Consider the following 25,056-nt stretch of genomic DNA (forward strand, 5'->3'; position numbering starts at 1 on the left):
GTAATCCGTTCATCCTTTTCGAATAATAATGAAGTCCTCTTTCACTCTAGAGAGTTTAAGAGGACTTTTTTCTTGTTTTCGCGATCAGCCATATCATAGCAGCAATCAATAATAAACCAATGGACCATAAGTATTTTGGGTACCATTCTTCCCCTTTCCCCTTGCTTCCCTGTACTTGTTGAGGTGGCATAGGGATTTTCGGGGAATCCTTTTCTTTTTTATCTTGTACTTTTATACCCGCAGCAATATCTTTGCTGATTCCTTTTGTTAATTGAATAAAAGCCTGATCCATTGCCCCTGTCTTTACACCCGGAACAAAATACTGTTCAATTTCTTTTTGAAAAAAAGTATCATCTAAGCCTTTCTTTTGCAATGCTTCGCCTGTTATAATTTGAATTTTTCGCTGGTCAACGACTGCAAGGATCAAGATTGTATCTTCAGGTAATTGTTTTTCGGTGAATAATTCTTTTCCTTTAATATCGATTGCTGAATCAATTTTTGGAAGGAAAACGATACGAAATACCTCAGGTAAATGCTGCATTTCCTTTTCAATGGATTCCTTTTTTTCCTTTGATAAATAATTCGCATCATCTTCAATCATTGACTTTTGCAATTGTTCTTCTGCAAAAACAGAATGACTTAAGAAAAATAAAGTCATCACAAATAAGATTATAAATTCAAGACGAATCAACATAACCTTCTTAAAAATCAATGTTTTCTTCCTTTCAGCCTTTCTGAATTTAATCTATCTTGATTATAACATAGGAAAGGCTGAATGAAAGGACTGAATCGATATGCCGACTTTCTTTATGAATGTGTTTTCTTTTTATTCAGTGTTTCTTTTTTTCTTAATATTATTTATAATTTTTCGGTAAATCTCGATTAAGTGTTCCAAATCCTGATCAGGTAATCCATCAAAATAGATTTTCATCATTTTTTGCCGTTCTTGACGTATTTCCTTAAGTAACTCTCTTCCTTTTTCACTAATTGTAAGATAAACGATCCGTCGATCTTGGTCAGAGCGAGTTCGTTTAGCTAAACCTTGAATAATGAGTTTATCCGAAAGACCAGTAATTGCGGGTACACTTACTCCCATGCTTTCAGCTAAATCGGAGATTTTTTGCCGATCTTGTTCTAATTGCTTCAGTACCCAGATTTGGCTTAAGGAAATTCCTTCTCTTAAACATCTATGTTTTTCCGAACTAATCAACTGATTCATTTCATAAAATAATTGTTCTAATTCACTGATTAAAGCCTCACTCAATCAGTTACCCTCCTAATATTTAAGTCACTTAAATATTTTAAGCGATAAAGATAAAAAACGCAAGAAGAAAAAAGGCAATAATACACCAAACTTTAGTCTTCATTGGGTATCTTTTTGTTCGTGAATCGTTTATTGATCCAATACCCTAAGTAAATAAAAGTACCAAATATTAGAATAAGGAAAACGAGACGTTTCGGGTGTTGTTTAAAGAAGATGATATCATGACCCATCATTGTTTCAAGAAAAACCATAGGCAACTTTCCTAAAAAGGTAGACCAAAAAAAAGAACGAAAGTCTAATGAAGATATTCCGCCAAAAAAATTCACAATACTTGATGGTAAAATAGGTATAAGTCTTCCCAATAAAAATATTAGAAAACCGTTATCCTTTATTTGATGTTCCATTTTTTTTAGTAAAGGATATTTTTTCGTTTGCTGTTTTGCAAATTCTTGTGCTATGTATCTAGAGAAGAAAAATGCGACAATCGCTCCGATAATAGCAAACAACCAGCTCATAAAAAAACCTTCCCATATTCCAAAGACAAGTGCATTGGCCCCTGCCAAAATAACAAAAGGTATAAATGGAAAAAAGGTTTGAATGAGGATCGCAATGAAACTAATCAACCAAGCAATCCATCCTAAGGATTTTAGATAATCAACCAACATCGTTAAATTTCCTTGCCTTAATATTTCCCCAAAATGTGTTTGAAAAATAACATAAAAAATAAAAAATACCACAATAATAATGAGCCCAATCTTTTTCACTGTGTTGCCTCCAAAGAAGAAGTTAATCGTATTGTAACACATCAATAACAAAGAAATATTCGTTTGAAATATTTTTTGCGAAGTGAACAAAAAATAACTCTTGGAGGTGAATCAATTGAGCAATAACAACCGCATACTCAATCCTAAGGCAAAGAATGCAATGGATCACCTAAAGTATGAGGTAGCCCATGATTTAGGATTAGACGACGATATTCAAGAACGTGGTTGGGAAAATATGACCACGAGGGAAGTCGGAAAGATAGGCGGAAATATGGTGAAACGTATGGTTTCCATGGCTGAAGAGCAAATGGCCAACCAACAGAATGCTCAAAAGTAACCTCTTAGGCACCCTATAAAATCGGGTGCCTTTTCTAAATTCATTTCTATTGAACTTTATCGATTTTAGGTTCATAATTATATACATTGCATTTCGATAGTGGAGGGGAATTTATGTCTTTTCAACGAAAGATCATAACGGTTGCCATCATGGTGGCAATGTTTTTAGCGGCTATGGAAGCGACAATCGTAAATGCAGCCATGCCGACAATAGTGGGAGCATTGGGTGGCTTTTCTTTATATAGTTGGGTCTTTTCCGCCTTTATGCTAACGAATACGACAACAGTTCCGATCTATGGCAAACTCGCTGATATGTACGGACGAAAAGTGATGTTTATCACCGCTGTCACTTTATTTGTCTTGGGATCTGCTTTAAGCGGACAAGCCAATACAATGGTTCAACTGGTTTTATTCAGGGGGATACAAGGATTGGGAGCAGGTGGCGTTTTACCATTAGCCTTAACCATTGCTGGCGATATGTTCCCGTTAGAACAGCGAGCAAAAGTTCAGGGACTTTTCTCTAGTGTTTGGGGATTATCTGCAATCATCGGTCCTTTTATTGGTGGATTTATTGTCGATCATTTTTCATGGAGATGGCTTTTTTATTTAAACTTACCGTTTGGAATACTTGTCGTGGTGTTAGTGGTCATGTTTTTACCAAAACAGACATCGACACAAAATCGATCTGCTTGGCGTTACTTTACTATCTACTGGAGTTGTTTCTCTATTGTACGGCACCCTTCTTGTGAGTCATTATGGGTGGGTAGATTTTCGAACAGATATTTTCTTCTTGATTGCAATGATTTTACTTATTCTCTTTGTCTTCGCTGAACGAAAAGTGAAAGAACCATTTATCCCCTTGTCTTTATTTAAAAACAAAATTATTGGTTCCAGTAACTTGACTGCCTTTTTAATGGGAATTGGAATGTTTGGCTCGATTCAATTTGTACCGCTTTATGTTCAAGGCGTGTTAGGCACAAGTGCAACACAAGCAGGTCTAAGTATTACTCCACAGGTGATTGGTTGGAGTGTATTTGCTTTTGTGGCGGGTCGTTTGATTCTAAAGTATGGGTATCGGGTTCCGATTTTACTTGGCGTTAGCTTAATGGCACTATCTGGTTTCATGCTTGCACAATTAGATGTAAACACGCCATATTGGTATGTTCTTCTTTCAATGTTTGTCCTAGGGACTAGTTTAGGATTATCGATGACAGCCTTTGCAGTAGCTGTACAAAGTGCGGTTACTTTTGAACAACGAGGGTTAGCAACATCCAGTCAAATGTTTATGAGAAGTATTGGTGCAACGTTTGGGGTTACCATTCTTGGTTCTGTGTTAACAATAAATATGCGGCCACAGATCGAAAACTTCATCAATCAAAATCAAGGAAAATTATCTCCTGAAATACTAACACAGATTGAACAGTCGCAAGGAATTTTTGAGGGTGAACAAGTTGCGATGATTCCAAAAGATGTTGTAGATCAAATGATGAACCTCTTAGCACACTCCATCCATAATACGATGTGGACCGCCTTTATCCTTACTTTCCTTGCATTCATCACTGCTTGGCTCTTTATACCTAAAGGAAGTGCTCAATCTTTGTCTGTCAATGAAAATTATGGAGAATCTTAGTATGATTTTTTCATCCAAAAAGAAGGATAGCATTTGCTATCCTTCTTTTATTCACTTATAGCATCATCCATTTTATAAATAGGTCTTATTATTCATAGTTATTTCTTAGATTTTTCGGATGAACTTTGTCCTGCAACATATCCCGTGACAAAGGCAACCGTAATATTATACCCTCCTGTATATCCATGAATATCTAAGATCTCACCACAAAAATAAAGTCCATTCATCAATTTTGATTCCATTGTCTTTGGATCGATCTCTTTAATCGATACACCCCCACCTGTTACAAAAGCTTGTTCTAGGGGTAAGGTTCCATTTACAGTGAACGTAAAGTGTTTGATCTTTTCCGCTAATTGGCGAATTTTTTCCTTTGCGAGATGGGTAAATGTTACATCATAGGGTATCCCTACTTCGTAAAGTAGAAAAAGAAGATAACGTTCTGGCATGTAGCCTTTCAAGACATTTTTTATCGCTTTTTTCGGTTCGGATTGTAGTCGATTCGTTAATTCCTGATGAACGACATCCATATTTTTATCGGGAAATAGATCGATTGCCATCGTTACTTTGTTTTTCTTTGATTTCTTTAACTCTTTCACCACAAACTGACTACAGCGCAAAGCAGCAGGGCCACTAATCCCAAAGTGGGTAAAGATCATATCCCAACGGTGACGGACGATCGTCTTTCCTTTTTCGTTCAAAACCGAAAGCTCAATATCTCTTAGTGATAAACCTTGTAATCTTTTTTCTTTTATGAAGAGTTCATCAGAAGTTATCGGAACTTCTGTGGGATACAATTCAGTTATCGTGTGGCCCGCTTTTTCTGCCCAGGCATAGCCATCTCCAGTTGAGCCTGTTTGAGGAACGGATTTACCTCCAACGGCTACGACTACTGCATTTGTAAGAATAACTTCTCCAGTTTCTAACTCGACACTTTTTACTTTTCCATCTTGATAATGAATGGTTTTAACCGGGGTATTGATTTTGATCATAACTTTTAAAGCTCTTAACTTATCGATTAAGGCATTCACCACGGATTGTGCTTTGTCGTTTACCGGGAACATCCGTCCACGATCTTCCTCTTTCAATGGAATACCTAACTCCTCAAAGAACGCAATAATATCTTCATTATTAAATTCCGAAAATGCACTGTATAAGAACCGTCCATTCCCAGGAATGTGCTTCACGAGATCCTCAATCGGCATGCGATTGGTGACATTGCAACGTCCACCACCTGAAATGGCTAATTTTCGTCCTAATTTATTCCCTTTTTCAAGAAGTAATACCTTTGCCCCTTCTTCGGCTGCCGCAACTGCTGCCATCAATCCAGAAGGGCCACCACCTATGACAATCACATCGTACATTTTACTTCCTACTTTCTATCCGATTCGCTTTTTTCGATCATCGCTTATTGATTCCTTTATCTCAAAGCTTTAGCTGTTTATTTTTGTTATAATTTATCTTGTTCAGATTAGCAATTTTTAATAGAGGTGAAATGCAAAATGATCTATCCATACAAAGATAAAAAGCCAGCAATTGCAAACAGCGCTTTTATCGCCGACTATGTCACGATTACGGGTGATGTCACCATTGGTGAACAATCAAGCATTTGGTTTCACACAGTCATCCGGGGTGATGTAGCACCAACAATCATTGGTAATCGAGTGAATATTCAAGATCACTCCGTCCTTCATCAAAGTCCCAATCTACCACTCATTATTGAAGATGATGTTACGATCGGACATCGTGTACTTCTTCATAGTGCAACGATTCGAAGAAGTGCCCTAATTGGTATGGGATCGATTATTTTGGACGGAGCTGAGATTGGGGAGGGAGCGATGATTGGTGCAGGAAGCCTTGTCCCACCCAGGAAGAAAATCCCACCATTTACATTAGCTTATGGACATCCTGTAAAAGTGATTCGACCACTAACGGAAGAAGAGAAAAAAGATATGGAACGGATTCGCAATGAATATGTAGAGAAAGGACAATATTATAAGTCGATTGCGACTGTTGATCCATTTTAACCTACTCCATAAATGAAGTAGGTTAAATCTTTTCCCATGTTGTTTCTAATAAACACAATGTAGTACCCTGACTGTCCACAATTTTATGGAGTGCAACCCATTTGTCACCAATCTCACTTATTTTTGTCAAAACTTGAACTTGTTCCCCATACTTTGCTTCTTTTTTGTACATCACTTTCATATGACGTAATTGGTGATCCATCACCATTTCGAGGGGTAACGTTTCAATCGCCCATTCCACGTATTTCACATTGTTGACATGTTTATTGGTATCAATGTCACTATAGCGAACAGAGAATTCTTTTTTATACTGACTTTCATTTAGTTCTTTTAGTTTCTCCATCTCATAGGTGTTGGGTTTATCGGGGTCTATCCCATAAACTTCATAGATTCTAGGTGGGATCTTGGTTAGTCTTCCTTTTTTCGTATCTAATAACACCCACCTGGTATAGGCATAGACCATTAACTCCCCCTCTTGATTCGTAATCTTAAATTCTCGATAAGCATTAAATTTTTCAAAAGCACAGGCATTGGTTGTAATCGTAACGGTTTGTCCAAATTGGGGATAGGCTTTAATCGATATATCCCATTGATAGAGTGACCAAGCTAAATGGTTTTCTTCCAAGAAATCTAAGCCAACTCCTGCCTGTTCACTTTGGTGTATTGCAATATCTTGAAGATAATTCATCAATGTGGTTGGTAAAGCTCTCCGTTTAAAATCAACTTCATAATAATGAACATTGTATTGTCTTTCTGTTATGACAGGATTCAAAACGATTCCCCCCTTTATCAACTATTTTATACTGATTTAACTACTATTGTAACAAAATGAAAACAAAGATGAGATTTTAACCTAAAAAAGTTTGTCTTTTGAATCTTGTTCTTTTACAATGAGGAATAGATTCCGAAACTGTATTCGATCGTTTACGTTTATTTAATGGATAAATGAATTTCAGTTGATTCTTACATAGGAGATGGACTTATATGAGTAATGACTCTCAGTTAGTCAGAGGGACGTTGCTTTTAACCTCGGCAACGATCATCTCGCGAATTCTTGGACTGATTTATTATTTTCCATTTTTATGGTTAGTAGGAACCAAAGGGGCTGCTTTATACGCTTATGCCTATAATCCCTATGCCATTCTATTAAGTATCTCAACAATGGGACTTCCACTTGCAGTTTCAAAGTTTGTTTCGAAATATAATGCCCTTGGCGATTATCGGACAGGCTACCGTCTATTCCGCTCAGGATTAGTCCTATTATCTTTAACAGGATTTCTCGCAGCTCTTGGTCTATATCTAATTGCCCCGATAATTGCACCTATGTTTATTAATGGGAGCGGTGGTGGAAGTGGAAACACACTTGAAGATGTGATTCTTGTCATTCGCTGGGTAAGCCCTGCCTTGTTACTCGTACCGATGATGAGCTTGGTGCGAGGATATTTTCAAGGTTTTCAATCGATGGGCCCAACAGCTGTTTCGCAGGTGATTGAGCAAATCGTTCGCATCGTATTCATATTAGCAACAAGCTTTTTCATTCTTAAAGTGATGCATGGATCCCTTGCCACTGCTGTTTCCTTAGCGACTTTTGCTGCATTTGTTGGAGCCATCGGGGGTATGGCGGTACTTATCTGGTATTGGCTAAAACGTCAAAAAGATATTAAACAAAAAATTGCAGAAAGTAAAAATGTTCAACTGATTTCATTACTTTCCATGTATAAAGAACTGATGTTATATGCCATTCCTTTTATCTTGGTCGGATTAGCTATCCCGATTTACCAGCAAATTGACACCTTTAATGTGAATAAAGCGCTGATGTCACTTGGTTATACGCTGGGTCAGGCTGAAGACATTTTCGCGATTTTAAATCAAACGTCACAAAAAGTGATCATGATTCCTGTATCCTTAGCAACTGCTCTTGGGCTAACGATCATTCCGGCCATTACTAGAACCTTTACTGCTGGGGATCAGGTGAAATTGCACAATCAAATCACCCAAACGTTTAATATTTTACTCTATCTCACACTCCCAGCTGCTGTAGGATTAGGGGTTCTTTCCTACCAAGTCTATGGTTCATTATATGCGATGAGTGAAGTTGATTTAGGAAGTTACTTATTGGCTTGGTATGCACCCACAACGATTTTTTACGCTTTATTTACAGTAACCGCTGCGATTCTGCAAGGGATCAATCGACAAAAGTTCGCTGTTTATGGTCTAATCGGCGGAATCTTATTAAAGATTGCTTTTAATTATGAATTTGTCCGTTGGTTTGGAGGAAAAGGCGCAATATTAAGTACTGATCTTGGCTATGGTTTTTCTATTTTCTTTAATTTATGGATCATTAAGAAATTTGCAGGATATTCCTATCGATCTGTCCTAAAAAATAGTTTCAGAATGCTCGTTCATTCCACCATCATGGGAATCGCCGTCTGGCTTGTAAAATGGACTTTCATTCTATGGCTACCAGGAGGGAAAGAACGTTTTCTTAATGCTGTTATCACTTTATTGGTAGGGCTTGTAGTTGGTATTGCAGTTTATTTATGGTTAGGCCTACGTTCCAACCTTGCTGTAGAAGTGCTCGGGAATCGTATTGGATTCTTAAAAAGAAAGAGAAATCCGAAGGCAGCATAACCATTGGATTTCATTCCATATTCTAAAAAAAGGAAACGGGTCGAATGAACGACTGACGTTTCCTTTTTTTATTTCATCACAAGAACTCTTATTTACTTTTCGAAATCTTTTGCGTACTTTAATACCTCATCTAAGATTTCTTCTCTCTTGCTGTCAATCGCTGCAAAATCCATGGCAGCTATATAGTAAGTTTCTAATTCGTCATGGAGACGCTTTGCTTCTTTAATATGATTCGTTCCAATGGTCATCTTGATTTTATAGCGTTGTTCTATATTTTCTAATTCTTTCGCTTTACCAATCTCCACTTGCGGATCGATGCAAAGTTCAAACATATCCACAACCTCATCTGTTGGCCTTGATGGATCAATGACATGGGGCGCTGTTCCATCTAGGATGGCTACACTTAATTTAGGAATAATCACCATATCTAGGCTATTGGGATCAAAAGAACATGGAAAATATTCAACGGATAATCCAAGAGATTCGGCGCATTTTCCAATCTTTTTCATCATCGTCGATTTCCCGCTGCCTGGTCTGCCTTTTACAATATACCGTTTTTCTATATCTTCAGTGATGTTCTCAATGAAATGAACTGCACCTTTTGGCGTGGCTGCGCCAAAGAATCTTCTTCGAATAATAGGTCTATCTTCTCGCTCAATATCTTCGGCAAAAATTTTGTTGATTAATTCTTCTGTGACCTCATTCGCCTTGTTAAAGTCCATCGCTTCTAAATAGATTTCTTCCCACTCGTCGTGAATCAATTTCGCTTTTGCAAACTGTTCATAAGCATGTTTGAAATTCTCAGAAATATCGTTAGTAAGCTTAATGATCCGTTTGCCATTCGCTCTTAATTTTTCTTTATCCCAAAATTCACCAAGATTAATGATTTCATCGACGACACCAGGGTATTTTGGATCCACCACATGTGGAGCTGTCCCATCGACCAAACCTAAGTGAATCTCAGGAAAAATCACCCCATCCAGGGAATTATTGTAAGATGAACAATGTAAAAATTCTACATTGTATCCTTTCTCCGCCATGGTTAAACCAATTTTTTTCATGAAAGTAGATTTTCCTGTACCAGGTCCACCTTTAATAATATATAAACGGTCTAAACCTTTTAATACATCATCAAATAATGAATAGAAACCAACATTGGTATTTCCGCCAGCATAATAATTTTTGATTGTCCCCATGTTTCTTCCTCCTACTCTTTATTCTTCCATTAGGTCATTCGCCTAATTTTAGTCTATGCACGAAGTAGGCAAAATGTTCCCAACATGGGGATTTTTAAGGTTCACCGAAACAAGTGAGAAAAACTTCCTATAGATTTTAAAGAATTCATTTTTTTCTTTTCTTCAATTAAAACCAGATTTGTCTATTTCACCTCATCATACCATAACTTATGATGATGCTCTGCATACTCTTGATCCATATATCCTGTGGTCATCGCTTCAAGGGAAATGCGTTCTCTTGGGTGGATCGCAGACAAATAAACGTGAACAAAGAAGAAAGCAACAAGGATTAAAGCTGCAATATCATGAATCAATAGCATGATGAACCGATTTTCTTTAAACCAATCAAACCATAATGCAAAACCACTCAAAGCTAAAATGGGGCCAAAAATGACAACAAACAAATAGTATAGTTTCTGTCCCGTATTATATTTTTTTTGCGGTGGCATTGAATCTCCGCCAATAAAATAATGTTTTGGTGCAGCTTTTAGCCAACCAAGATCCGATTGATCCCACTGAAACACTTCAAGCCAACTCCATCTTTTGTTCGAAAATAATAGATAAATAAGTGGAGCAGCCACAAATAACACGGCACCTACTCGATGAAGAATTCGGATTCCTTTTCCTAATCCACTAGTTAATAAAAAGGCACTTCCTTGAAAGAAAATCATAAATCCCGTTATCGCCAACAAGATAAATCCAATTGCTACGGACCAATGCATCAAGCGGTCACCTAACGTATAGCGAAAAACTTTATATTTCTTGTTTGTTTTACTCATGATCTTCCTCTCCTTCATTATGATTCTCATGTTTTTGTTTGCTCTTAGACAGAGAAGCAACAACAAAGTTCCCCGCCAATCCTAAAGCAGTCGCTCCTAAAAGAACTCCACCTGCTGGTTTGATATATTCACTACGCATATCTGTTAGTCCGGTGACCTGATCATTCACACCAGATTTGATACTCATCTCACTTACATAGTAGATTTTTGGTTTGGTTCCTTGGTTTGCTAGGATGGGCTTTGCATGTCTTTTCTTGATTTCTTGACTGATCTTACTATTTGGGTCATCTAAATCGCCAAATATCCTTGCTTCGGGAATACAGGTTTTGACACAAGCAGGTTCTCCACCTTTTTCTAATTCAGAGGAACAAAAGTTACACTTTTGAATCGTCTTCGATTGTTTCACTTCTATCCTCGCATTGTAAGGGCATACCGATACACAATATTTACAGCCGATACATTTGTTTTCATCTACTAAAACAATTCCGTCCGCTGTCTTATACGTTGCACCTGTTGGACATACTTTCATACATGGAGCATTCTCACAATGCTGACATTGGATTGGAAGAATATGAACCTTCACCTTTGGATAAATGCCCTCTTCCTTTTCGACAAAGTGAATAAATGCTTCATCTTGTTCTAGTTCATTTTTCATTTGACAAGCAAGTCGACAAGCAAAACAGCTTACACATCGAGTGGTATCAATTAACATTCCATATCGTGCCATCGACTACACATCCTTTCGAACTGTTACAGCAGTTTCCATCATTAATCCATTCCCAGATATCGGGTCAGTTCCCGTTTTTACAAAATCATTTGGACATAAGCCAAATCCGTTTGATATTTTGAGATTCTTAGCAAAAGCTCCATATCCTCCAGGTAAGAAAATGGCATCGGGAAAGATTCGTTCCGTAACTTTTGCTCGAATTTTTCCTTTAAATAAATCGTTCTCAATGATGACGAAATCCCCGTCTTTAATTCCTAATTCCTTTGCCTTTTTCGTGTTAATCCAAACTCTTTCTAAGTTATAATCCTTTGTCACTTGCATTAACTGTGGAATATTGGCAGTAGATGAGTGGGAATGCACATTTTGTTTCCCCCAAATCAAGCGAAATTCTCCTTTTTTCGGTTCAACTTTTGGTGGCATCCAGACCGGAATTGGCGAGAATCCAGCTTTTTTATAGGCTTCAGAGTAAAATTCAACCTTTCCTGATTCGGTTTTTAACTTAGGAACTTTCCCAAATTCAACCATTTCTTTTGTCTTTATGACCCCTTTTTCTTTTAACTCTTTGTAAGAAATTCCAGTTGGTTTTAATAGAGCCTCATTTAATTCATCGATCGTAAAATTAAAATATTGGCCTAATCCCATCTCCTTCGCTATACCCGTTATGATCTCACTAAATGGTTTGGTATTCGGATGGAATTTGTCGATCACTTGTTGGCGTATTGTCACAGCTCCTGTTTTTCCTGCAAGGGGTTCGATGATTTCAGTCCGTTCAAGATAAGTTGGCTCTGGTAAGACATAATGTGCTAGTTCTGCAGTTTCTGACATCCAGATATCACAGACGACAATCAACTCTGCTTTCTTATATCCATCAATGTTATACTGACGATCTGGTGTATTTCGAACGGGGTTAAAATGGTTAATAAAGACAGCTTTTACTTTCCCTTCGTCTATTAATCCAGGGGTACGGTGAGGCATCCCTTTTGAGCTTGGAACTAATGGATATTGCCCCTCCACTCCCGATCCATCGATATGATCTACTTTTGGCTTTTCAGGAGCTGGATGTTTAGCTGAATCTAATTTCCCTAATTTAGGCTCAACCGCAAAATAAATCCCACCTTTTTGATTGATGTTGCCTAACATGGCATTGACCAATCCAACCATTCTCGCTGTTTCTGGGCTATTCAAATAATTACAACCAAAGGCTCCTTTCCATGATGGATCGATAAAGGCATGTGGTTTAGCAGCAGATAAGTCTTTTGCAATCTCAACGATTTTTGTAGCTGGAATTGTCGTTATTTTTTCCGCCCACTCTGGTGTATAAGTTTGAATCTCTTTTTTAAATTCTTCAAATCCAATTGCATATTGATCAATAAACGCTTTGTCATACCAATCGTTCTTGATCATCGTGTTTGCAATGGCAAGTAACAAGGCTATATCTGTCCCTGGCTTGATCGGTATCCATTCATCAACAATATTTGCTGTTGCATTATGTCTTGGGTCAACACAGACAATTTTGGCCTTTTTATCTCTTCCTTTCATCATCCCTTGTAAGTGGCTTGGTTTAATACCGTCTCCCACACTACGCCCAATAAATAACATATATTTCGCATTGGCTGCATCCGTATTTGGAGTTGCACCAATCGTATGTTCTAAACCAACATCCCTTGAGATATAACAAACGGAATGATGAGTCTGAATACTATTACTGCCAATTGCGTTCATAAACCGGTATCCGTAAAACTTACCTACCTCTTTGGGATTATGCATGTACATAACACTAGCTGGTCCATATTTGGTAATAATCTCTTTTAATTTCGCACCGATTTCTTTATAGGCTTGTTCCCAACTAATAGGAACAAATTCATCTCCTACTCGTTTCATTGGGCCTTGCAAACGATCCTTGTGATAGGCTAACATCGCTGCGCCGTATGCCCTACCACATAATCTTCCATTATTCGTTGGATGTTCTTTGTTGCCTTCAATATGGATAAGACGACCATTCTTAATAGTTGCGATGATTCCACAACGGCTAGTACAACCATTACATAATGTAGGTATTCTTTTTATATCCTCTTGTTTCGCGGCGTTAACCCACTGATTCATTCCAATCTTAGGTTGTACGGTTAAAAGCGCTCCAGTCGCTGCTGAAACTTTTAAAAATTTTCTTCGACTGATCCTTCTTTCTTCACCCATCGAATACTCCCCCTACGTCGATAAAGAAAAATGATTTGCTAGATTTAAAATACTAGTTTTTAATATGTGAAATATATCACATATTTTACTTCTAATCAGATTATAAACCAACTTGATATAAAAGAGTAATATTATCTATTTATGGGAATATAACGTTTTTCTTATATCATTATTGTGATACATTTCACAAATATTCACAATTTTTTCTTTTCTTTGATTAATTTTATTTAACCAAATATTAAATTGTGTATATTTTTTGTATAATACCTCATAAGTCTATCAAACATTTAAGAAAGTGGTTAAAATAGGTTTAGAACATTTATCTATGATCTAAAGAAAAGAGGGTTCGGATTTGAATCTTCACATGTTGGAAGTATTCATCAGGGTTACGGAATTACAAAGTATATCAAAAGCAGCCAAACAACTTCACCTTTCTCAACCAGCTGTCAGTTCTTTGATTCAATCTTTGGAACAATTTTACGGCCATCAGCTTTTTTTCCGAACTGTGAAAGGTGTTCAATTAAATCCAGCTGGAGAAATTGTTTATAAGAACATCAAAAAAATCCTGCAAATTCATGAACAAATGAAACGACAGTTAGCTGAATTTGTGCAAAATGAAAATATTGTTCATATTGGAGCTACAGAGGCTTTTGGCAATTTTTTATTACCCTATTCCCTAGGATACTTTCGCAAAAAGTTTCCAAATGTGCGTATTGATGTTTCTATTTATCAACGTGAGGAAATCGTTGAACGGTTGCAACAACAGACCATTGATATGGGTGTTGTTGAGGATAGTGGAATGTTTCAATCAGGGATTGAAGCTGTTCAAATTGGAAAAGATCAGATTATCCTAGCCGTTTCTTATCAATCCCCTTTTACGAAAAAGAAAACTCTAACAATTGAAGAATTAGAGGATTTACCATTGATTCTGGCATCTCCAACCTTACCGATTCGGCGAACCATTCAACAGAAACTAGCACAACTAAAATTCCCAATTCAAAATCTTGATGTGATCTCTGAAATGAGCAGTATTCAGGCTTTAAAAACTGCTGTTATTTCTGGATTAGGTGCTTCTTTCTTCTATAAATCTTGTATCCAATATGAAATCGAAGAAGGATTGCTCTACCCCCTTTCTATTGAAGGTTTAGATTTAGAAGTTTCCTATTACCTGCTATATCTACCAAAAAATATTTCCGCTGCTGGACAACAATTTTTAACCTATCTAAAAGGGAACGCGATTTTACAATTTTAAAACCCCTTGGGAAATCCCAAGGGCATTTTAAGCCGTTTCTCCATAGCCTTTATAGTGTTGAAGGTAATTAGCGAGAATCTTTTTCCCTTCAGGAGTAAGAATCGATTCTGGGTGGAATTGTACCCCTACAATTGGATATTGTTTGTGACGAATCGCCATAATTTCTCCATCTACTGTTTTTGCTGTAACCTCTATTTCGTCAGGGATCTCCGTTTCATCTATGATCCATGAATGATATCTTCCTGCCAAAAAAACTTGAGGCACACCTTGAAACAAAGGGGTCTTATTATGTTGAACCAAAGAAGCTTTCCCATGCATTAATTGCTCTGCCAATTTAATTTCGCCGCCAAAGGCTTTTGCGATGGCTTGATGACCTAGGCATACACCTAGAGTTGGAATTTTCTTGCCTATTTTTTGGATCACTTCCATCGAAATCCCTGCCTCTTCGGGAATTCCTGGACCAGGAGAGATCAAAATGTAATCGGGATTCATCTTTTCGATTTCTTCGATGGTGATCTCATCATTCCGTTTCACAATGCATTTCTCACCTAATTCTTCGGCTAACTGAACGAGATTATAGGTAAAAGAATCATAGTTATCAATGACCAGAATCATTGTTGCACCTCCCGAATTCTTTGACGGAATCGTTCAAGGAACTGGAATTGAAATTCTTCTGATTCAATGGATTCAGGGACTAACGATTCTCGTAATTCCTGTTCGATCTCCTCGATGATTCGGATTAAGGCACTACCAATGACATATCCATCCAAATCTTCTGTTAATGATCCAAGTTGTGATTTTTGTTTTATGCCAAAACCTAAAACAACGGGCACCTGAGCAAATTGTTTCACGGTTTGCACCAGCTGCTTTACCTTTGTGTGAAATTGAGATCGTTCCCCTGTAACCCCTAAAGAAGATACAATATAGATAAATCCTTCTGCTTGTTTCGCTATGGCTTCGATTCGCTCAAAAGAAGTTGGGGCAATTAAGGAAATAAGTGGAATATGATATTGCTTCAATGCCTCTTTTAAAGGTTGACTTTCTTCGATAGGCAAGTCAGGAACCAATACCCCATTAAAACCACTTTGAACCACTTCTTTGGCAACTTGTTCTAATCCCATTTGTAATAAAGGATTATAATAGGTAAACAGAACCAGGGGAACCTTCAAACCTTCTTTCCGTACTTCTTTGATCAAGTCTAAAACGGTTCGGATATTCATTCCCTGATCAATAGCTCGAATAGAAGACCGTTGAATTGTAGGACCATCGGCTAAGGGATCGGAATAGGGAACACCAATCTCGATCATGCCTGCTCCTTCTTCTTCTAGAATGAAGAGCATTTTCTTAAAGAGCGAAGGGGTCGGGAAACCTGCCGTTAAAAAGGGAACAAACATCATTCCTTAGCCACTCCTTTTGCTTTTTCTGTAAAGAAACGGTGTATCGTATCCATATCCTTATCTCCTCTGCCAGAAAGATTGACGAGGATTACTTGATCTTTAGATAACGTTTTTGCTAATTGAATGGCGGCGGCTACTGCATGAGCCGATTCAATCGCAGGGATAATCCCTTCTGTTTGGCTAAGAATCTTCAGGGCATCCATCGCTTCCTCATCGGTAATCGTAGTATATTTCGCCCTGCCGATCGCTTGAAGATATGCATGTTCAGGACCAATTCCAGGATAATCGAGACCCGCAGAAATCGAGTAAGCAGGTTGAATCATGCCATATTGATCTTGTAAAAGATAGGTATAAGAACCATGGATCACCCCTGGTTTCCCTTTTGCTATAGTTGCTGCATGTTGATCATCCAAGCCTTTCCCTGCAGCTTCTACGCCGATCAGCTGTACTTCATGATCCTCAATAAATGGATAAAAAATGCCCATTGCATTGCTACCGCCACCTACACTAGCGATGACATAATCAGGCAAGCGTTGCTCCCTTTCTATCATTTGTTGTTTCGCTTCTAGTCCAATAATCTTTTGAAAATCCCGCACCATTGTGGGATAAGGATGAGGACCGACAACAGAACCGATTAAATAATAAGTATCTTCTATGTTTGCTGCCCAGTAGCGAATAGCTTCATTAGTCGCATCTTTTAGAGTTCCCCTTCCGCTTTCAACAGGAACCACTTCTGCACCTAAAAGTTGCATGCGAAAAACATTTAACCGTTGCCGTTCAATATCTTCGATTCCCATGAACACTTTACACTCTAATCCTAATTTGGCAGCAATGGTTGCGGAAGCGACCCCATGTTGACCTGCACCTGTTTCAGCGATAATCTTTTTCTTCCCCATCCTTTTTGCAAGTAACCCTTGACCGATGGCATTATTGATTTTATGTGCACCTGTATGATTCAAATCTTCACGCTTGAGATAAATTTTGGCCCCTTGGAGAACATCGGTTAATTGGTCGGCAAAATAGAGAAGAGTGGGACGACCAGCATATTCTTGTACCCATTTTAGATATTCTTGTTGAAATTCAGGATCTTTCCCAATTCGTTCATAGGCTTCTTCTAATTCTTTAACTGCATGCATGAGGGTTTCGGGAATAAATGTTCCACCAAAAGGTCCAAATCGTCCATTCCCTAAGTCAATCTCCCATTGAAGCGACTGCATCATCTCTTCTTACCTCCTCTATGAGTTCCACGATTTTTGGGATTGATTTTTTGCCTTCTTCCTCTACTCCACTTGAGAGGTCGATCCCTTCTATCGGGTAACGTTTGAGTATTGGAATATCTTCTTTCATGATTCCACCGGCTACAAGAATCGGTTTTTCAATCTCTTGCCATAAGTGATAAAAAGGTTCCCATTCAAATTTGCTTCCGCTGCCACCGCGACTCTTACTTGCTGTGTCAAAAATAAATCCATCCACCACTGGTAAATATCTTTCATAGACATTGCGATAATGCTCAATCGAAAAGGGATGATTTTGATCCACAGAGATCACTTTCCAGATCTCTTTCCCTGTTTGTTCCTTAATCAATTGACAATCCTCTGGCTTTTCATCCCCGTGAAATTGGAGGATATGGACGGGAGCATTTATTACATCCTCAATTGCCTGATTTACAAACACGCCAACCGTTTTAACGGTTGATGGAATATGTTTTAACCATGGTTTAATCTGGGTTGGTTTTACTTGCCTTCTGCTCTTCGCAAAGACAAAACCAATATAATCTGGCCATATCTCTTTTTCCTTTAGATCGATCAGGGTTTGTTCTTCAAAGATTCCACAAATTTTCACCTTCATTTTTTCCCCACCAACCCTTCGATCATTTCTTGGGGATTTTTTGAACGTACAATGGATTCTCCGACCAAAATTCCCCGTACTCCAATTTCTGCTAATTGATCCACTTGTTCTTTACGATGAATCCCGCTTTCGCTAATGACGATTGTGTCCTTAGGGATGTTAGCAATCATCTTCACCGTTTGATCGATGGAGGTTTGAAATGTTTTTAGATTCCGGTTATTGATCCCAATCATTTCAGGGGTAAATGACCGTAACACTTTTTCCAGATCTAATTCATCATGAACCTCTGTCAATACTTCCAGCCCCAATTCTTTGGCTTGTAAATATAATTCTTGATATTGTTGTTCTTCTAAAATGGCGGCAATTAACAGGATGACGCTTGCTCCATATCCTTTTGCTTCATCAATTTGATAAGGATCAATGATAAAATCCTTTCTAAGCAGCGGGATAGAATTAGTCAGACCTCGAACCTGCATGAGATGAATCAGATTTCCTTGAAAGAAGGGTTGGTCGGTCAAGATCGAGATCCCTTCCACTTCTGCTTTTTGATAAAGTTCAAATAATTGCTCTGGTTCATATTTTTCTAACAGCACTCCCTTTGAAGGGGATGCTTTTTTCATTTCTGCAATGATTCCTACTTTTCTCGAAGTGGTGATCAACTTTTGCTTTATGGATACCGTTGGTTCATGGTAGAAAGGTAAATCTTTTAGATGGTTTTTCGGAAATTGCCTTTTTCTTTCTGCAACTTCGCTTTTCTTTTTGGCTACGATTTGATCTAAGATGGTCATGAAGCAAACCCTTCTTTCTCCTTAAGTCGACGCAGCCTTTCGATTTTTTGTAATACTTGCCCTGAGTCGATTAATTCCCTTGCTTTTTCTATCCCTTGCTCTAAGCTTACTGCTTGACCTGTCACATAAAAACTTGCTCCTGCATTGATGAGGACGAAATCCCGTTTTGGACCTTTTTCCCCTTCAAAAATTTTTAATAAGTCTTTTGCATTTTCCTCAGGGGTACCCCCTTTTAAGTCTTCCATCGTTGCTCTTTTGATCCCAAATTGTTCAGGGGTAATTTCGTAAGTGTGGATTTCTCCATCTTTTAATTCCGTAATACGTGTCTTCGTTGTCGTTGTGATCTCATCCATGCCATCCAGCCCTGCAACCACTAATGCCCGTTTGACCCTTAAAGAATGTAACACTTCTGCTAATGGCTCAGTTAGATCACTGCGATATACTCCCATGACTTGATGATCTGCTTTTAATGGATTACTGAGCGGCCCAAGGATATTAAAAACGGTACGAACGCCAAGTTCTTTTCTTGAGGTTGCCGCATGTTTCATCCCTTGATGAAAAATGGGGGCATATAAGAAAGCGATATTCTCTTCTTGCAGTACCTTTTCCAATTCTTCTGCCGATTGTTGAATAGGAATGCCCAATGCTTCTAACACATCAGCACTTCCACTTTTTCCGGAAACGGCACGGTTGCCGTGTTTTGCCACTTTTATACCGCCTGTAGCAGCGATTAAAGCTGCTGCAGTCGATACATTAATGGTTCCCGTTCCATCCCCACCTGTACCACAAGTATCAAGTAAAGGACCTTCTACCTGAAAGGGGACATAAGCATGTTCCCGCATTGCTTCAACCAAGCCCACAATTTCATCCGTGGTTTCTCCTAGTATCTTTAAACCCACCATAAAGGCCGTAACTTGATGAGGAGGAACTTTACCCGTAATAATCTCCTCCATAAATTGTTTACTCTCTTCTTTTGTTAAGTGATTTCCGTCTAATAATTTCTTTAACACTCTGCTCATCTTCCCAATCTCCTCTCTACTCTTACTCTCTTTGACCTTCGGCGATCGCAATCGCCTTCATCATTGCCTTTGCTTTATTCGCTACCTCTTCATACTCTTTTTCGGGGATCGAATCGTATACGATTCCAGCACCTGATTGTAGATAGGCTGTTCCCTGATGGAAAAAAATTGATCGAATCGTAATACAAGTATCTAAATTCCCATTAAAACTGATCGCAGCAACGGCGCCTGCATAGGGGCCTCTTTCTTCTCGCTCCAACTTTGCAATCAGTTCCATTGCCCGGACTTTTGGTGCTCCTGATACAGTCCCAGCTGGAAATGTTGCTTCAAGGACATCAAGGCTGGTCGTTTCTGCTTTTAATTTGCCAATGACTTTTGAAACCAAATGCATCACATGGGAATATTTTTCAATCTTCATCTTCTTTGCTACCTTGACACTTCCAGGTTGACTCACTTTTCCCAGATCATTTCTTGCTAAATCAATCAACATCACGTGTTCGGCGATTTCTTTGGGATCATTTTGTAATTCTTCTGCTAATTGCTTTTCTTCAAGAGGAGTTTTTCCCCTTGGTCTTGTTCCTGCAATTGGGTATGTTGCAATCTCATCACCCACGATTTTGACCAAGGTTTCTGGCGATGCACCGATGATCGTTTCATCTGCCATTTGCAAATACACCATATAAGGTGAAGGATTGATCTTTCTTAGAATTTGATAAACCAAAACGGCATCTGCATCCGTTTTGATCGACTGTTTCAAAGAAAGAACGGCTTGGAAGATTTCCCCTTGACGGATCGCCTCTTTTAACCGTTTCACACCCTCAACAAATTGTTCTTTCGTAAAGGATGATTGAAAAGGTTTGATCTCTTCTTTTTCTTTGGAAATCTCGATTGGTGGAGAACTATTTTCTGCAATAAATTGCCGCCAATATTCCGCTTTTTCTTCCAAGCTTTTCATTGTGTGACGGTATTTTTCTTCTTTCTTCTCCTTTGTTTCATTGGGATCGATGATAAGATTGTCAATGAAAAGCAAACGCTCTTGCTCATGGTCAAAAACGAGAAGTTCTTTAATGAATGCTAGATGAAATTCAGAAAAAGGTGATGAACGTTGATGTTTGGTTTCAATTCGTTCAGAACGTTTCACCCACTCATAGGAAAAATAGCCAATCGCTCCACCAGTAAAATAGGGAAGGGTAGGAATCTTTGGTGAACGATAGGTCTTTAAGATCATTTCGATCATTTTCTTTGGTTGATCTTTCAGTCTATCGATCCCTGCTTCTTTTAGTTGACGCATCACCTCTTCTTCTCCTGATAAACGAATCTGCTGATCTTTAGATTGGATGATGAGAAATGGCGATGGTGAAAGATAGGTAAATCGACCATGTTCCTCTCCATGTTCTCCACTTTCTAGTAAAAGCAGATAAGAATACGACTTTTTTAAGATGGATAGATTCAACTCAGATAATTTCTTTTTTGCAACTTCTTTTGCCAAAGGAATGGTCCGGTAGGTTTTACTAAGTTCAAGGACATCGGTGAAGGAAATCATACTCTATTCTCCTTTCCAAATGGGGATCACCCATCTTTCAGAAGAAAGAGCGAGGAATTCATATTAGGGGTGTATGAAAGAATAAAAAAAGGAAATAGGAACAGGGCCTATTTCCTGATAAAATTCAGAAAGTATGATGATAATAAGGCATTCATCGCGCAACTTGCCTTATTGGTCAATTTCTCCCTTCGGTTCCTCTGCTCTTCTCTTCTCAGCTATCTTGTTTTTCTAATCTCTACTCAACTAGCAACCTTAAAAATTAAAGTCTTCATTTAACACATTAACTTTAAATTGTCATCATCTTACCCTATCTTTTGCTTGTCTGTCAAGGAGAAATTTTCATTAGTGTTGTACGTCTATGATTGTCCATAAGTATTTATTTTACCAGAAAATATTTGGTATAATTGTAAATCAAATTAAAACTTCGTTGCTTTTAAGGTAAGAACACCGTCTACCATCTCATGGTATGGAGTAGGAACATTTACCTTTTTCCCATATTTCACAATCGCACCACTTAAGGTATCTACTTCAATTTGTTTTTTCTTTTCAAAGTCCCGTAACATTGAAGATTTTGTGGTGGGTCCCATATTTTTTGCAATTTGGTAGGCTGATTCTACATCATCTTCTGTTAACTCGATCTGATTTCCTTTTGCTACATGGTAAACTTCTTCTAATAACTTTCGGAAAAGGCGATCGGTTTTTTCACATGCTAAGATGTCACCTGCTGCCGATTCGGTGATCGTCGTGATGGCACTGAAGGAGCTAATAAACATAAACTTTTTCCACATTTCTTTTTGAATATTGTCTGAGAGGATCGTTGGGATTTCTGCCTTTTGCAGAATTTCTTGTAATTTTTTCGCTCGATCCGTAATCTCCCCATTCATTTCACCAAAAATAATATCCCTTTTTACGCTTTTTTGGGAAATTACCCCAGGTCTTTCGATCGTCGTCTCAATATAGGTAAGTCCGCCTAATACTTTATCTTGACCAATGATTTTCGCTAGAATTTCTTCGTTTCCAATTCCATTTTGCAAATTTAATACGACGGTATCCTCTTTTAAGATGGGTAGGAGTTGTTCTGCAGATTTTTCGGTATCATACGCTTTTACGGTAAATAAAACGAGATCAACTGGACCGATTTCTTTTGGATCTCCTACTGCTTTTAATGGCAAATGAAAATCACCATGGACACTTTTGACCGTAAGCCCATGCTCTTGTAATGCTTTTAAATGTTCGCCCCTTGCGATTAAAGATACCTCATGTCCTTTTCGAGCCAATAAGCCACCAAAATAGGCGCCAACTCCTCCCGCCCCCATAACCGCTATTTTCATTTTTTCAACCCCTTTTTCATTTTTCATTTACGCTAAGATTTCTTCAATTCGCTCAAGTACATCTTGTGTTAATTCCACATCGACGGCTTTTACGTTTTCTTCCACTTGTTCCGGACGACTAGCTCCGATCAGAGCGCTAGATACATTCTTCAAGCGTAAAACCCAAGCAAGGGCCAATTGAGCAAGGGTAATTCCTAAGTCTTTCGCCACTTTTTCTAACTGTTCTACTTTATCAAGATTTTCATCAGTTAAATAGCGGTAAACAAATTGACTTGTTTCCTTATCTGCCGCTGCACGGCTAGCTGCAGGTACTGGAGCACCTTTTTTATATTTCCCCGTCAATACCCCTTGAGCTAATGGAGAGAAAACGACTTGGCCGATACCATGTGCTTCAGATAAGGGGATAATTTCCTTTTCAATGTAGCGGTTGAACATATTATAAACAGGTTGATTCACGACAATTCGATCTAACAATTTTTTATCGGCAATATGTATCGCTTCGGCGATTTGCGCTGGTGTCCATTCACTGACACCTACATATAATACTTTTCCTTGATTGATTAAGTCATCAAAGGCACGTAAGGTTTCTTCAAGGGGAGTTTCTGGATCATAACGGTGGGCATAATATAAGTCTACATAATCAAGACCTAGTCGTTTTAAACTGGCATTGCATTGTTCAATTACATGTTTACGGGAAAGCCCCCGGTCATTTACCCCGTCTCCCATTGGCCAGAATACTTTTGTCGCCAGCACATATGATTCACGAGGAAATCCTCTTAATGCTTCACCAACCACTTTTTCTGCTTCTCCACGGCGGTAAACGTTTGCAGTATCGAAAAAATTAATTCCTAAATCATAGGCTTTATGGATGGATTTGATGGCATTTTCTTTTTCAACGTAGCCACCATACGTTAACCAGCTTCCTAAGGAAATTTCACTTACTTTTACACCTGTGGTTCCTAAACGACGATATTTCATAAAAAATCCCTCCTAAAAATAAACTGTGACAAATTCCCAATACAAACTTTATTTTAACATAAATCTAAGTTTCCCACTATTTTCAAGCTGTCAAAAAGATCACTACCCGCTTAAGCATACAAAAAGCAGAGCGGTTTATCACTCTGCCAATTCCTTACTTATTTATTTTATCATACTAACAATGAAACCCAAGACAACCATCGTAATGAATGCATCTTACTCCATGAGGTACACATGGTATCCAGAATCCTTAAGCAAATTTTTTGCCCGCTCAAGATCGTTTTCATTACGAAAAGAAATACGTAATACCCCCATAATATCTTCACGAATCTCAAGAATTTGAATATTGGTTATACTGATTTCTGCCTCACCTAAGAGTGTCGTTACTTTGCCAATCACCCCAGGATGATCTGGAACATCGATAAATAAATCGTAAAGCGGATTTAGTGCCCCTTTCCCCTTTTCGGGCAGTTGGTTACGAAAATCCCTCGCAGAACGGAAAAACTCTTCAATCGCTTGAACCTCTAATTGAGAAACCATTTGGATGATCTGATCAAACCCTCGTTTCCAATCCTCTGCTAGATCAATCATCACTTGTTGATTATGAATCAGAATATCCCGCCACATCTCGGGATTACTTGAGGCAATTCTTGTAATATCCTTAAAACCTCCAGCTGCCAATCGAGAATACCATTTATTCTGTTCACTATACTCAGCTACTTGATTCGTAAGTAGTGCAGCAATAATATGGGGAAAATGACTGATCGCCCCGACAACTTGATCATGTTCATAAGGATCCATCTGGATGATTTTTGCCCTTGTGAGCGATAATAGAGAGATTAATTCATCAACAACCCACTTTGGGATATTAGGGCCAGGTGTTAATACATAATAAGCATTTTCAAACAATCGTTCATTTGCTGCACTTACTCCTGATTTGTGGGAACCCGCCATTGGGTGGCCCCCAATGAAGTATGCACCTTTTTCTAGAAACTTACTCGTATATTCAACAAGCTTTCCTTTTGTGCTCCCGGTATCGGTAATGATAACACCTTGTTTGAACTTCAATTCAAGAATCGTGTCTAATAAATCATATAGCTGTCCTACAGGGGCCGAGAGAAAAGTATAATCCGAGTCCCTAACTGCTTCTCGTAAGTCCATTACACCTCGGTGAATTACACCAAGCTTTTCCGCCATTTGTAATTGATGTTCTTTTACATCATAGCCAATTACTTGGTATTGCCCCGAGTTTTTAAAATTGATCGCCAAACTGCCGCCAATCAGTCCAACACCGATGATCGTGATCTTTTTTTTCAT

25 protein-coding genes are annotated in these 25,056 nt (G+C 38.3%); 6 read left to right on the top strand and 19 right to left on the bottom strand.

Features of this window, described 5'->3' with window-relative positions:
• Positions 1-55: 55 nt before the first annotated feature.
• From EDD72_RS08600 to EDD72_RS08610, 3 genes are all read right to left on the bottom strand, one after another.
• Positions 56-712, bottom strand: a complete 657-nt coding sequence (locus EDD72_RS08600; RefSeq protein WP_132769356.1) for a TPM domain-containing protein — start codon at positions 710-712, stop codon at positions 56-58.
• Positions 713-826: 114 nt separating this feature from the next.
• Positions 827-1,264 (bottom strand): MarR family winged helix-turn-helix transcriptional regulator, encoded by a 438-nt coding sequence (locus EDD72_RS08605; RefSeq protein ID WP_132769358.1) that lies wholly within the window; start codon positions 1,262-1,264, stop codon positions 827-829.
• Between the two features lie 92 nt (positions 1,265-1,356).
• The gene (locus tag EDD72_RS08610; protein ID WP_165895020.1) at positions 1,357-2,028 is read right to left on the bottom strand and encodes a TVP38/TMEM64 family protein; all 672 of its coding nucleotides are present in this window, start codon (positions 2,026-2,028) and stop codon (positions 1,357-1,359) included.
• Between the two features lie 115 nt (positions 2,029-2,143).
• Here EDD72_RS08610 and EDD72_RS08615 point away from each other — a divergent pair, with 115 nt between their 5' ends.
• The 3 genes from EDD72_RS08615 to EDD72_RS08625 all read left to right on the top strand — a co-directional run bounded on the left by EDD72_RS08615 (position 2,144) and on the right by EDD72_RS08625 (position 3,994).
• On the top strand, positions 2,144-2,365 hold the full coding sequence (locus EDD72_RS08615) for an alpha/beta-type small acid-soluble spore protein (protein ID WP_243643810.1): 222 nt from the start codon (positions 2,144-2,146) through the stop codon (positions 2,363-2,365).
• A 113-nt stretch (positions 2,366-2,478) separates the two neighbouring features.
• Positions 2,479-3,195: an MFS transporter gene (locus EDD72_RS08620; protein WP_132769365.1), complete on the top strand. Its 717-nt coding sequence runs from the start codon at positions 2,479-2,481 to the stop codon at positions 3,193-3,195.
• Complete coding sequence (locus tag EDD72_RS08625; RefSeq protein ID WP_207893677.1) at positions 3,110-3,994, top strand: MFS transporter; 885 nt, start codon at positions 3,110-3,112, stop codon at positions 3,992-3,994. The genes EDD72_RS08620 and EDD72_RS08625 overlap by 86 nt, the downstream gene beginning before the upstream one ends.
• Positions 3,995-4,092: 98 nt before the next feature.
• On the opposite strand, the gene EDD72_RS08630 is transcribed toward EDD72_RS08625, so the two are convergent.
• On the bottom strand, positions 4,093-5,355 hold the full coding sequence (locus EDD72_RS08630) for a BaiN/RdsA family NAD(P)/FAD-dependent oxidoreductase (RefSeq protein WP_132769369.1): 1,263 nt from the start codon (positions 5,353-5,355) through the stop codon (positions 4,093-4,095).
• 138 nt (positions 5,356-5,493) lie between these two features.
• Between EDD72_RS08630 and EDD72_RS08635 the strand changes: the two genes are divergently transcribed.
• Complete coding sequence (locus EDD72_RS08635; protein WP_132769371.1) at positions 5,494-6,018, top strand: gamma carbonic anhydrase; 525 nt, start codon at positions 5,494-5,496, stop codon at positions 6,016-6,018.
• A 22-nt stretch (positions 6,019-6,040) separates the two neighbouring features.
• Here EDD72_RS08635 and EDD72_RS08640 read toward each other — a convergent pair whose 3' ends face one another.
• Positions 6,041-6,790 (bottom strand): acyl-[acyl-carrier-protein] thioesterase, encoded by a 750-nt coding sequence (locus EDD72_RS08640; RefSeq protein ID WP_165895022.1) that lies wholly within the window; start codon positions 6,788-6,790, stop codon positions 6,041-6,043.
• Between the two features lie 212 nt (positions 6,791-7,002).
• On the opposite strand from EDD72_RS08640, the gene EDD72_RS08645 reads away from it, so the two are divergent.
• Positions 7,003-8,649, top strand: a complete 1,647-nt coding sequence (locus tag EDD72_RS08645; protein ID WP_132769375.1) for a putative polysaccharide biosynthesis protein — start codon at positions 7,003-7,005, stop codon at positions 8,647-8,649.
• 92 nt (positions 8,650-8,741) lie between these two features.
• Here EDD72_RS08645 and EDD72_RS08650 read toward each other — a convergent pair whose 3' ends face one another.
• The 4 genes from EDD72_RS08650 to EDD72_RS08665 all read right to left on the bottom strand — a co-directional run bounded on the left by EDD72_RS08650 (position 8,742) and on the right by EDD72_RS08665 (position 13,583).
• The gene (locus tag EDD72_RS08650; protein WP_132769377.1) at positions 8,742-9,845 is read right to left on the bottom strand and encodes a PRK06851 family protein; all 1,104 of its coding nucleotides are present in this window, start codon (positions 9,843-9,845) and stop codon (positions 8,742-8,744) included.
• A 182-nt stretch (positions 9,846-10,027) separates the two neighbouring features.
• The gene (locus EDD72_RS08655; protein ID WP_165895023.1) at positions 10,028-10,663 is read right to left on the bottom strand and encodes a formate dehydrogenase subunit gamma; all 636 of its coding nucleotides are present in this window, start codon (positions 10,661-10,663) and stop codon (positions 10,028-10,030) included.
• Complete coding sequence (locus EDD72_RS08660) at positions 10,656-11,390, bottom strand: 4Fe-4S dicluster domain-containing protein (RefSeq protein ID WP_132769381.1); 735 nt, start codon at positions 11,388-11,390, stop codon at positions 10,656-10,658. The genes EDD72_RS08655 and EDD72_RS08660 overlap by 8 nt, the downstream gene beginning before the upstream one ends.
• A 3-nt stretch (positions 11,391-11,393) precedes the next feature.
• Positions 11,394-13,583 carry a molybdopterin-containing oxidoreductase family protein gene (locus EDD72_RS08665; protein WP_132769383.1) on the bottom strand — a complete coding sequence of 730 codons (2,190 nt, stop codon included), beginning with the start codon at positions 13,581-13,583 and terminating at the stop codon, positions 11,394-11,396.
• Positions 13,584-13,935: 352 nt separating this feature from the next.
• Between EDD72_RS08665 and EDD72_RS08670 the strand changes: the two genes are divergently transcribed.
• Positions 13,936-14,835 carry a LysR family transcriptional regulator gene (locus tag EDD72_RS08670; protein WP_132769385.1) on the top strand — a complete coding sequence of 300 codons (900 nt, stop codon included), beginning with the start codon at positions 13,936-13,938 and terminating at the stop codon, positions 14,833-14,835.
• A 27-nt stretch (positions 14,836-14,862) separates the two neighbouring features.
• On the opposite strand, the gene EDD72_RS08675 is transcribed toward EDD72_RS08670, so the two are convergent.
• From EDD72_RS08675 to EDD72_RS08720, 10 genes are all read right to left on the bottom strand, one after another.
• Entirely contained in the window at positions 14,863-15,450 is a 588-nt protein-coding gene (locus tag EDD72_RS08675) for an anthranilate synthase component II (protein ID WP_132769387.1), read from the bottom strand.
• Positions 15,447-16,232 carry a tryptophan synthase subunit alpha gene (trpA, locus tag EDD72_RS08680; RefSeq protein ID WP_132769389.1) on the bottom strand — a complete coding sequence of 262 codons (786 nt, stop codon included), beginning with the start codon at positions 16,230-16,232 and terminating at the stop codon, positions 15,447-15,449. The genes EDD72_RS08675 and trpA overlap by 4 nt, the downstream gene beginning before the upstream one ends.
• Entirely contained in the window at positions 16,229-17,452 is a 1,224-nt protein-coding gene (gene trpB / locus EDD72_RS08685) for a tryptophan synthase subunit beta (RefSeq protein ID WP_243643811.1), read from the bottom strand. The genes trpA and trpB overlap by 4 nt, the downstream gene beginning before the upstream one ends.
• Positions 17,424-18,080, bottom strand: a complete 657-nt coding sequence (locus EDD72_RS08690) for a phosphoribosylanthranilate isomerase (RefSeq protein WP_132769391.1) — start codon at positions 18,078-18,080, stop codon at positions 17,424-17,426. Before EDD72_RS08690 ends, trpB begins: the two co-directional genes overlap by 29 nt.
• On the bottom strand, positions 18,077-18,868 hold the full coding sequence (gene trpC, locus EDD72_RS08695) for an indole-3-glycerol phosphate synthase TrpC (RefSeq protein WP_132769393.1): 792 nt from the start codon (positions 18,866-18,868) through the stop codon (positions 18,077-18,079). The genes EDD72_RS08690 and trpC overlap by 4 nt, the downstream gene beginning before the upstream one ends.
• Positions 18,865-19,887 carry an anthranilate phosphoribosyltransferase gene (gene trpD, locus EDD72_RS08700; RefSeq protein ID WP_132769396.1) on the bottom strand — a complete coding sequence of 341 codons (1,023 nt, stop codon included), beginning with the start codon at positions 19,885-19,887 and terminating at the stop codon, positions 18,865-18,867. The genes trpC and trpD overlap by 4 nt, the downstream gene beginning before the upstream one ends.
• A 22-nt stretch (positions 19,888-19,909) precedes the next feature.
• Positions 19,910-21,430 carry an anthranilate synthase component I family protein gene (locus EDD72_RS08705; protein WP_132769399.1) on the bottom strand — a complete coding sequence of 507 codons (1,521 nt, stop codon included), beginning with the start codon at positions 21,428-21,430 and terminating at the stop codon, positions 19,910-19,912.
• Positions 21,431-21,846: 416 nt separating this feature from the next.
• A complete protein-coding gene (locus tag EDD72_RS08710) occupies positions 21,847-22,761 on the bottom strand; it encodes a ketopantoate reductase family protein (RefSeq protein WP_165895024.1) in 915 nt (304 codons plus the stop codon).
• A gap of 27 nt (positions 22,762-22,788) precedes the next feature.
• Entirely contained in the window at positions 22,789-23,739 is a 951-nt protein-coding gene (locus EDD72_RS08715; RefSeq protein ID WP_132769403.1) for an aldo/keto reductase family protein, read from the bottom strand.
• A gap of 216 nt (positions 23,740-23,955) precedes the next feature.
• The gene (locus EDD72_RS08720; RefSeq protein WP_132769406.1) at positions 23,956-25,056 is read right to left on the bottom strand and encodes a prephenate dehydrogenase; all 1,101 of its coding nucleotides are present in this window, start codon (positions 25,054-25,056) and stop codon (positions 23,956-23,958) included.

It is taken from the genome of Tepidibacillus fermentans (genome assembly GCF_004342885.1).
GTDB classification, from domain to species: domain Bacteria; phylum Bacillota; class Bacilli; order Tepidibacillales; family Tepidibacillaceae; genus Tepidibacillus; species Tepidibacillus fermentans.

What these genes read in the sequence shown, in the direction of transcription:
- trpD (WP_132769396.1), bottom strand. Translation starts at nt 19,887, where the DNA reads ATGAGCAGAGTGTTAAAGAAATTATTAGACGGAAATCACTTAACAAAA.
- EDD72_RS08655 (WP_165895023.1), bottom strand. Translation starts at nt 10,663, where the DNA reads ATGAGTAAAACAAACAAGAAATATAAAGTTTTTCGCTATACGTTAGGT.
- EDD72_RS08675 (WP_132769387.1), bottom strand. Translation starts at nt 15,450, where the DNA reads ATGATTCTGGTCATTGATAACTATGATTCTTTTACCTATAATCTCGTT.
- EDD72_RS08660 (WP_132769381.1), bottom strand. Translation starts at nt 11,390, where the DNA reads ATGGCACGATATGGAATGTTAATTGATACCACTCGATGTGTAAGCTGT.
- EDD72_RS08705 (WP_132769399.1), bottom strand. Translation starts at nt 21,430, where the DNA reads ATGATTTCCTTCACCGATGTCCTTGAACTTAGTAAAACCTACCGGACC.
- EDD72_RS08650 (WP_132769377.1), bottom strand. Translation starts at nt 9,845, where the DNA reads ATGGGGACAATCAAAAATTATTATGCTGGCGGAAATACCAATGTTGGT.
- EDD72_RS08710 (WP_165895024.1), bottom strand. Translation starts at nt 22,761, where the DNA reads ATGAAAATAGCGGTTATGGGGGCGGGAGGAGTTGGCGCCTATTTTGGT.
- EDD72_RS08620 (WP_132769365.1), top strand. Translation starts at nt 2,479, where the DNA reads ATGTCTTTTCAACGAAAGATCATAACGGTTGCCATCATGGTGGCAATG.
- EDD72_RS08720 (WP_132769406.1), bottom strand. Translation starts at nt 25,056, where the DNA reads ATGAAAAAAAAGATCACGATCATCGGTGTTGGACTGATTGGCGGCAGT.
- trpC (WP_132769393.1), bottom strand. Translation starts at nt 18,868, where the DNA reads ATGACCATCTTAGATCAAATCGTAGCCAAAAAGAAAAGCGAAGTTGCA.
- EDD72_RS08635 (WP_132769371.1), top strand. Translation starts at nt 5,494, where the DNA reads ATGATCTATCCATACAAAGATAAAAAGCCAGCAATTGCAAACAGCGCT.
- EDD72_RS08715 (WP_132769403.1), bottom strand. Translation starts at nt 23,739, where the DNA reads ATGAAATATCGTCGTTTAGGAACCACAGGTGTAAAAGTAAGTGAAATT.
- trpA (WP_132769389.1), bottom strand. Translation starts at nt 16,232, where the DNA reads ATGATGTTTGTTCCCTTTTTAACGGCAGGTTTCCCGACCCCTTCGCTC.
- EDD72_RS08630 (WP_132769369.1), bottom strand. Translation starts at nt 5,355, where the DNA reads ATGTACGATGTGATTGTCATAGGTGGTGGCCCTTCTGGATTGATGGCA.
- EDD72_RS08665 (WP_132769383.1), bottom strand. Translation starts at nt 13,583, where the DNA reads ATGGGTGAAGAAAGAAGGATCAGTCGAAGAAAATTTTTAAAAGTTTCA.
- EDD72_RS08690 (WP_132769391.1), bottom strand. Translation starts at nt 18,080, where the DNA reads ATGAAGGTGAAAATTTGTGGAATCTTTGAAGAACAAACCCTGATCGAT.
- trpB (WP_243643811.1), bottom strand. Translation starts at nt 17,452, where the DNA reads ATGATGCAGTCGCTTCAATGGGAGATTGACTTAGGGAATGGACGATTT.
- EDD72_RS08645 (WP_132769375.1), top strand. Translation starts at nt 7,003, where the DNA reads ATGAGTAATGACTCTCAGTTAGTCAGAGGGACGTTGCTTTTAACCTCG.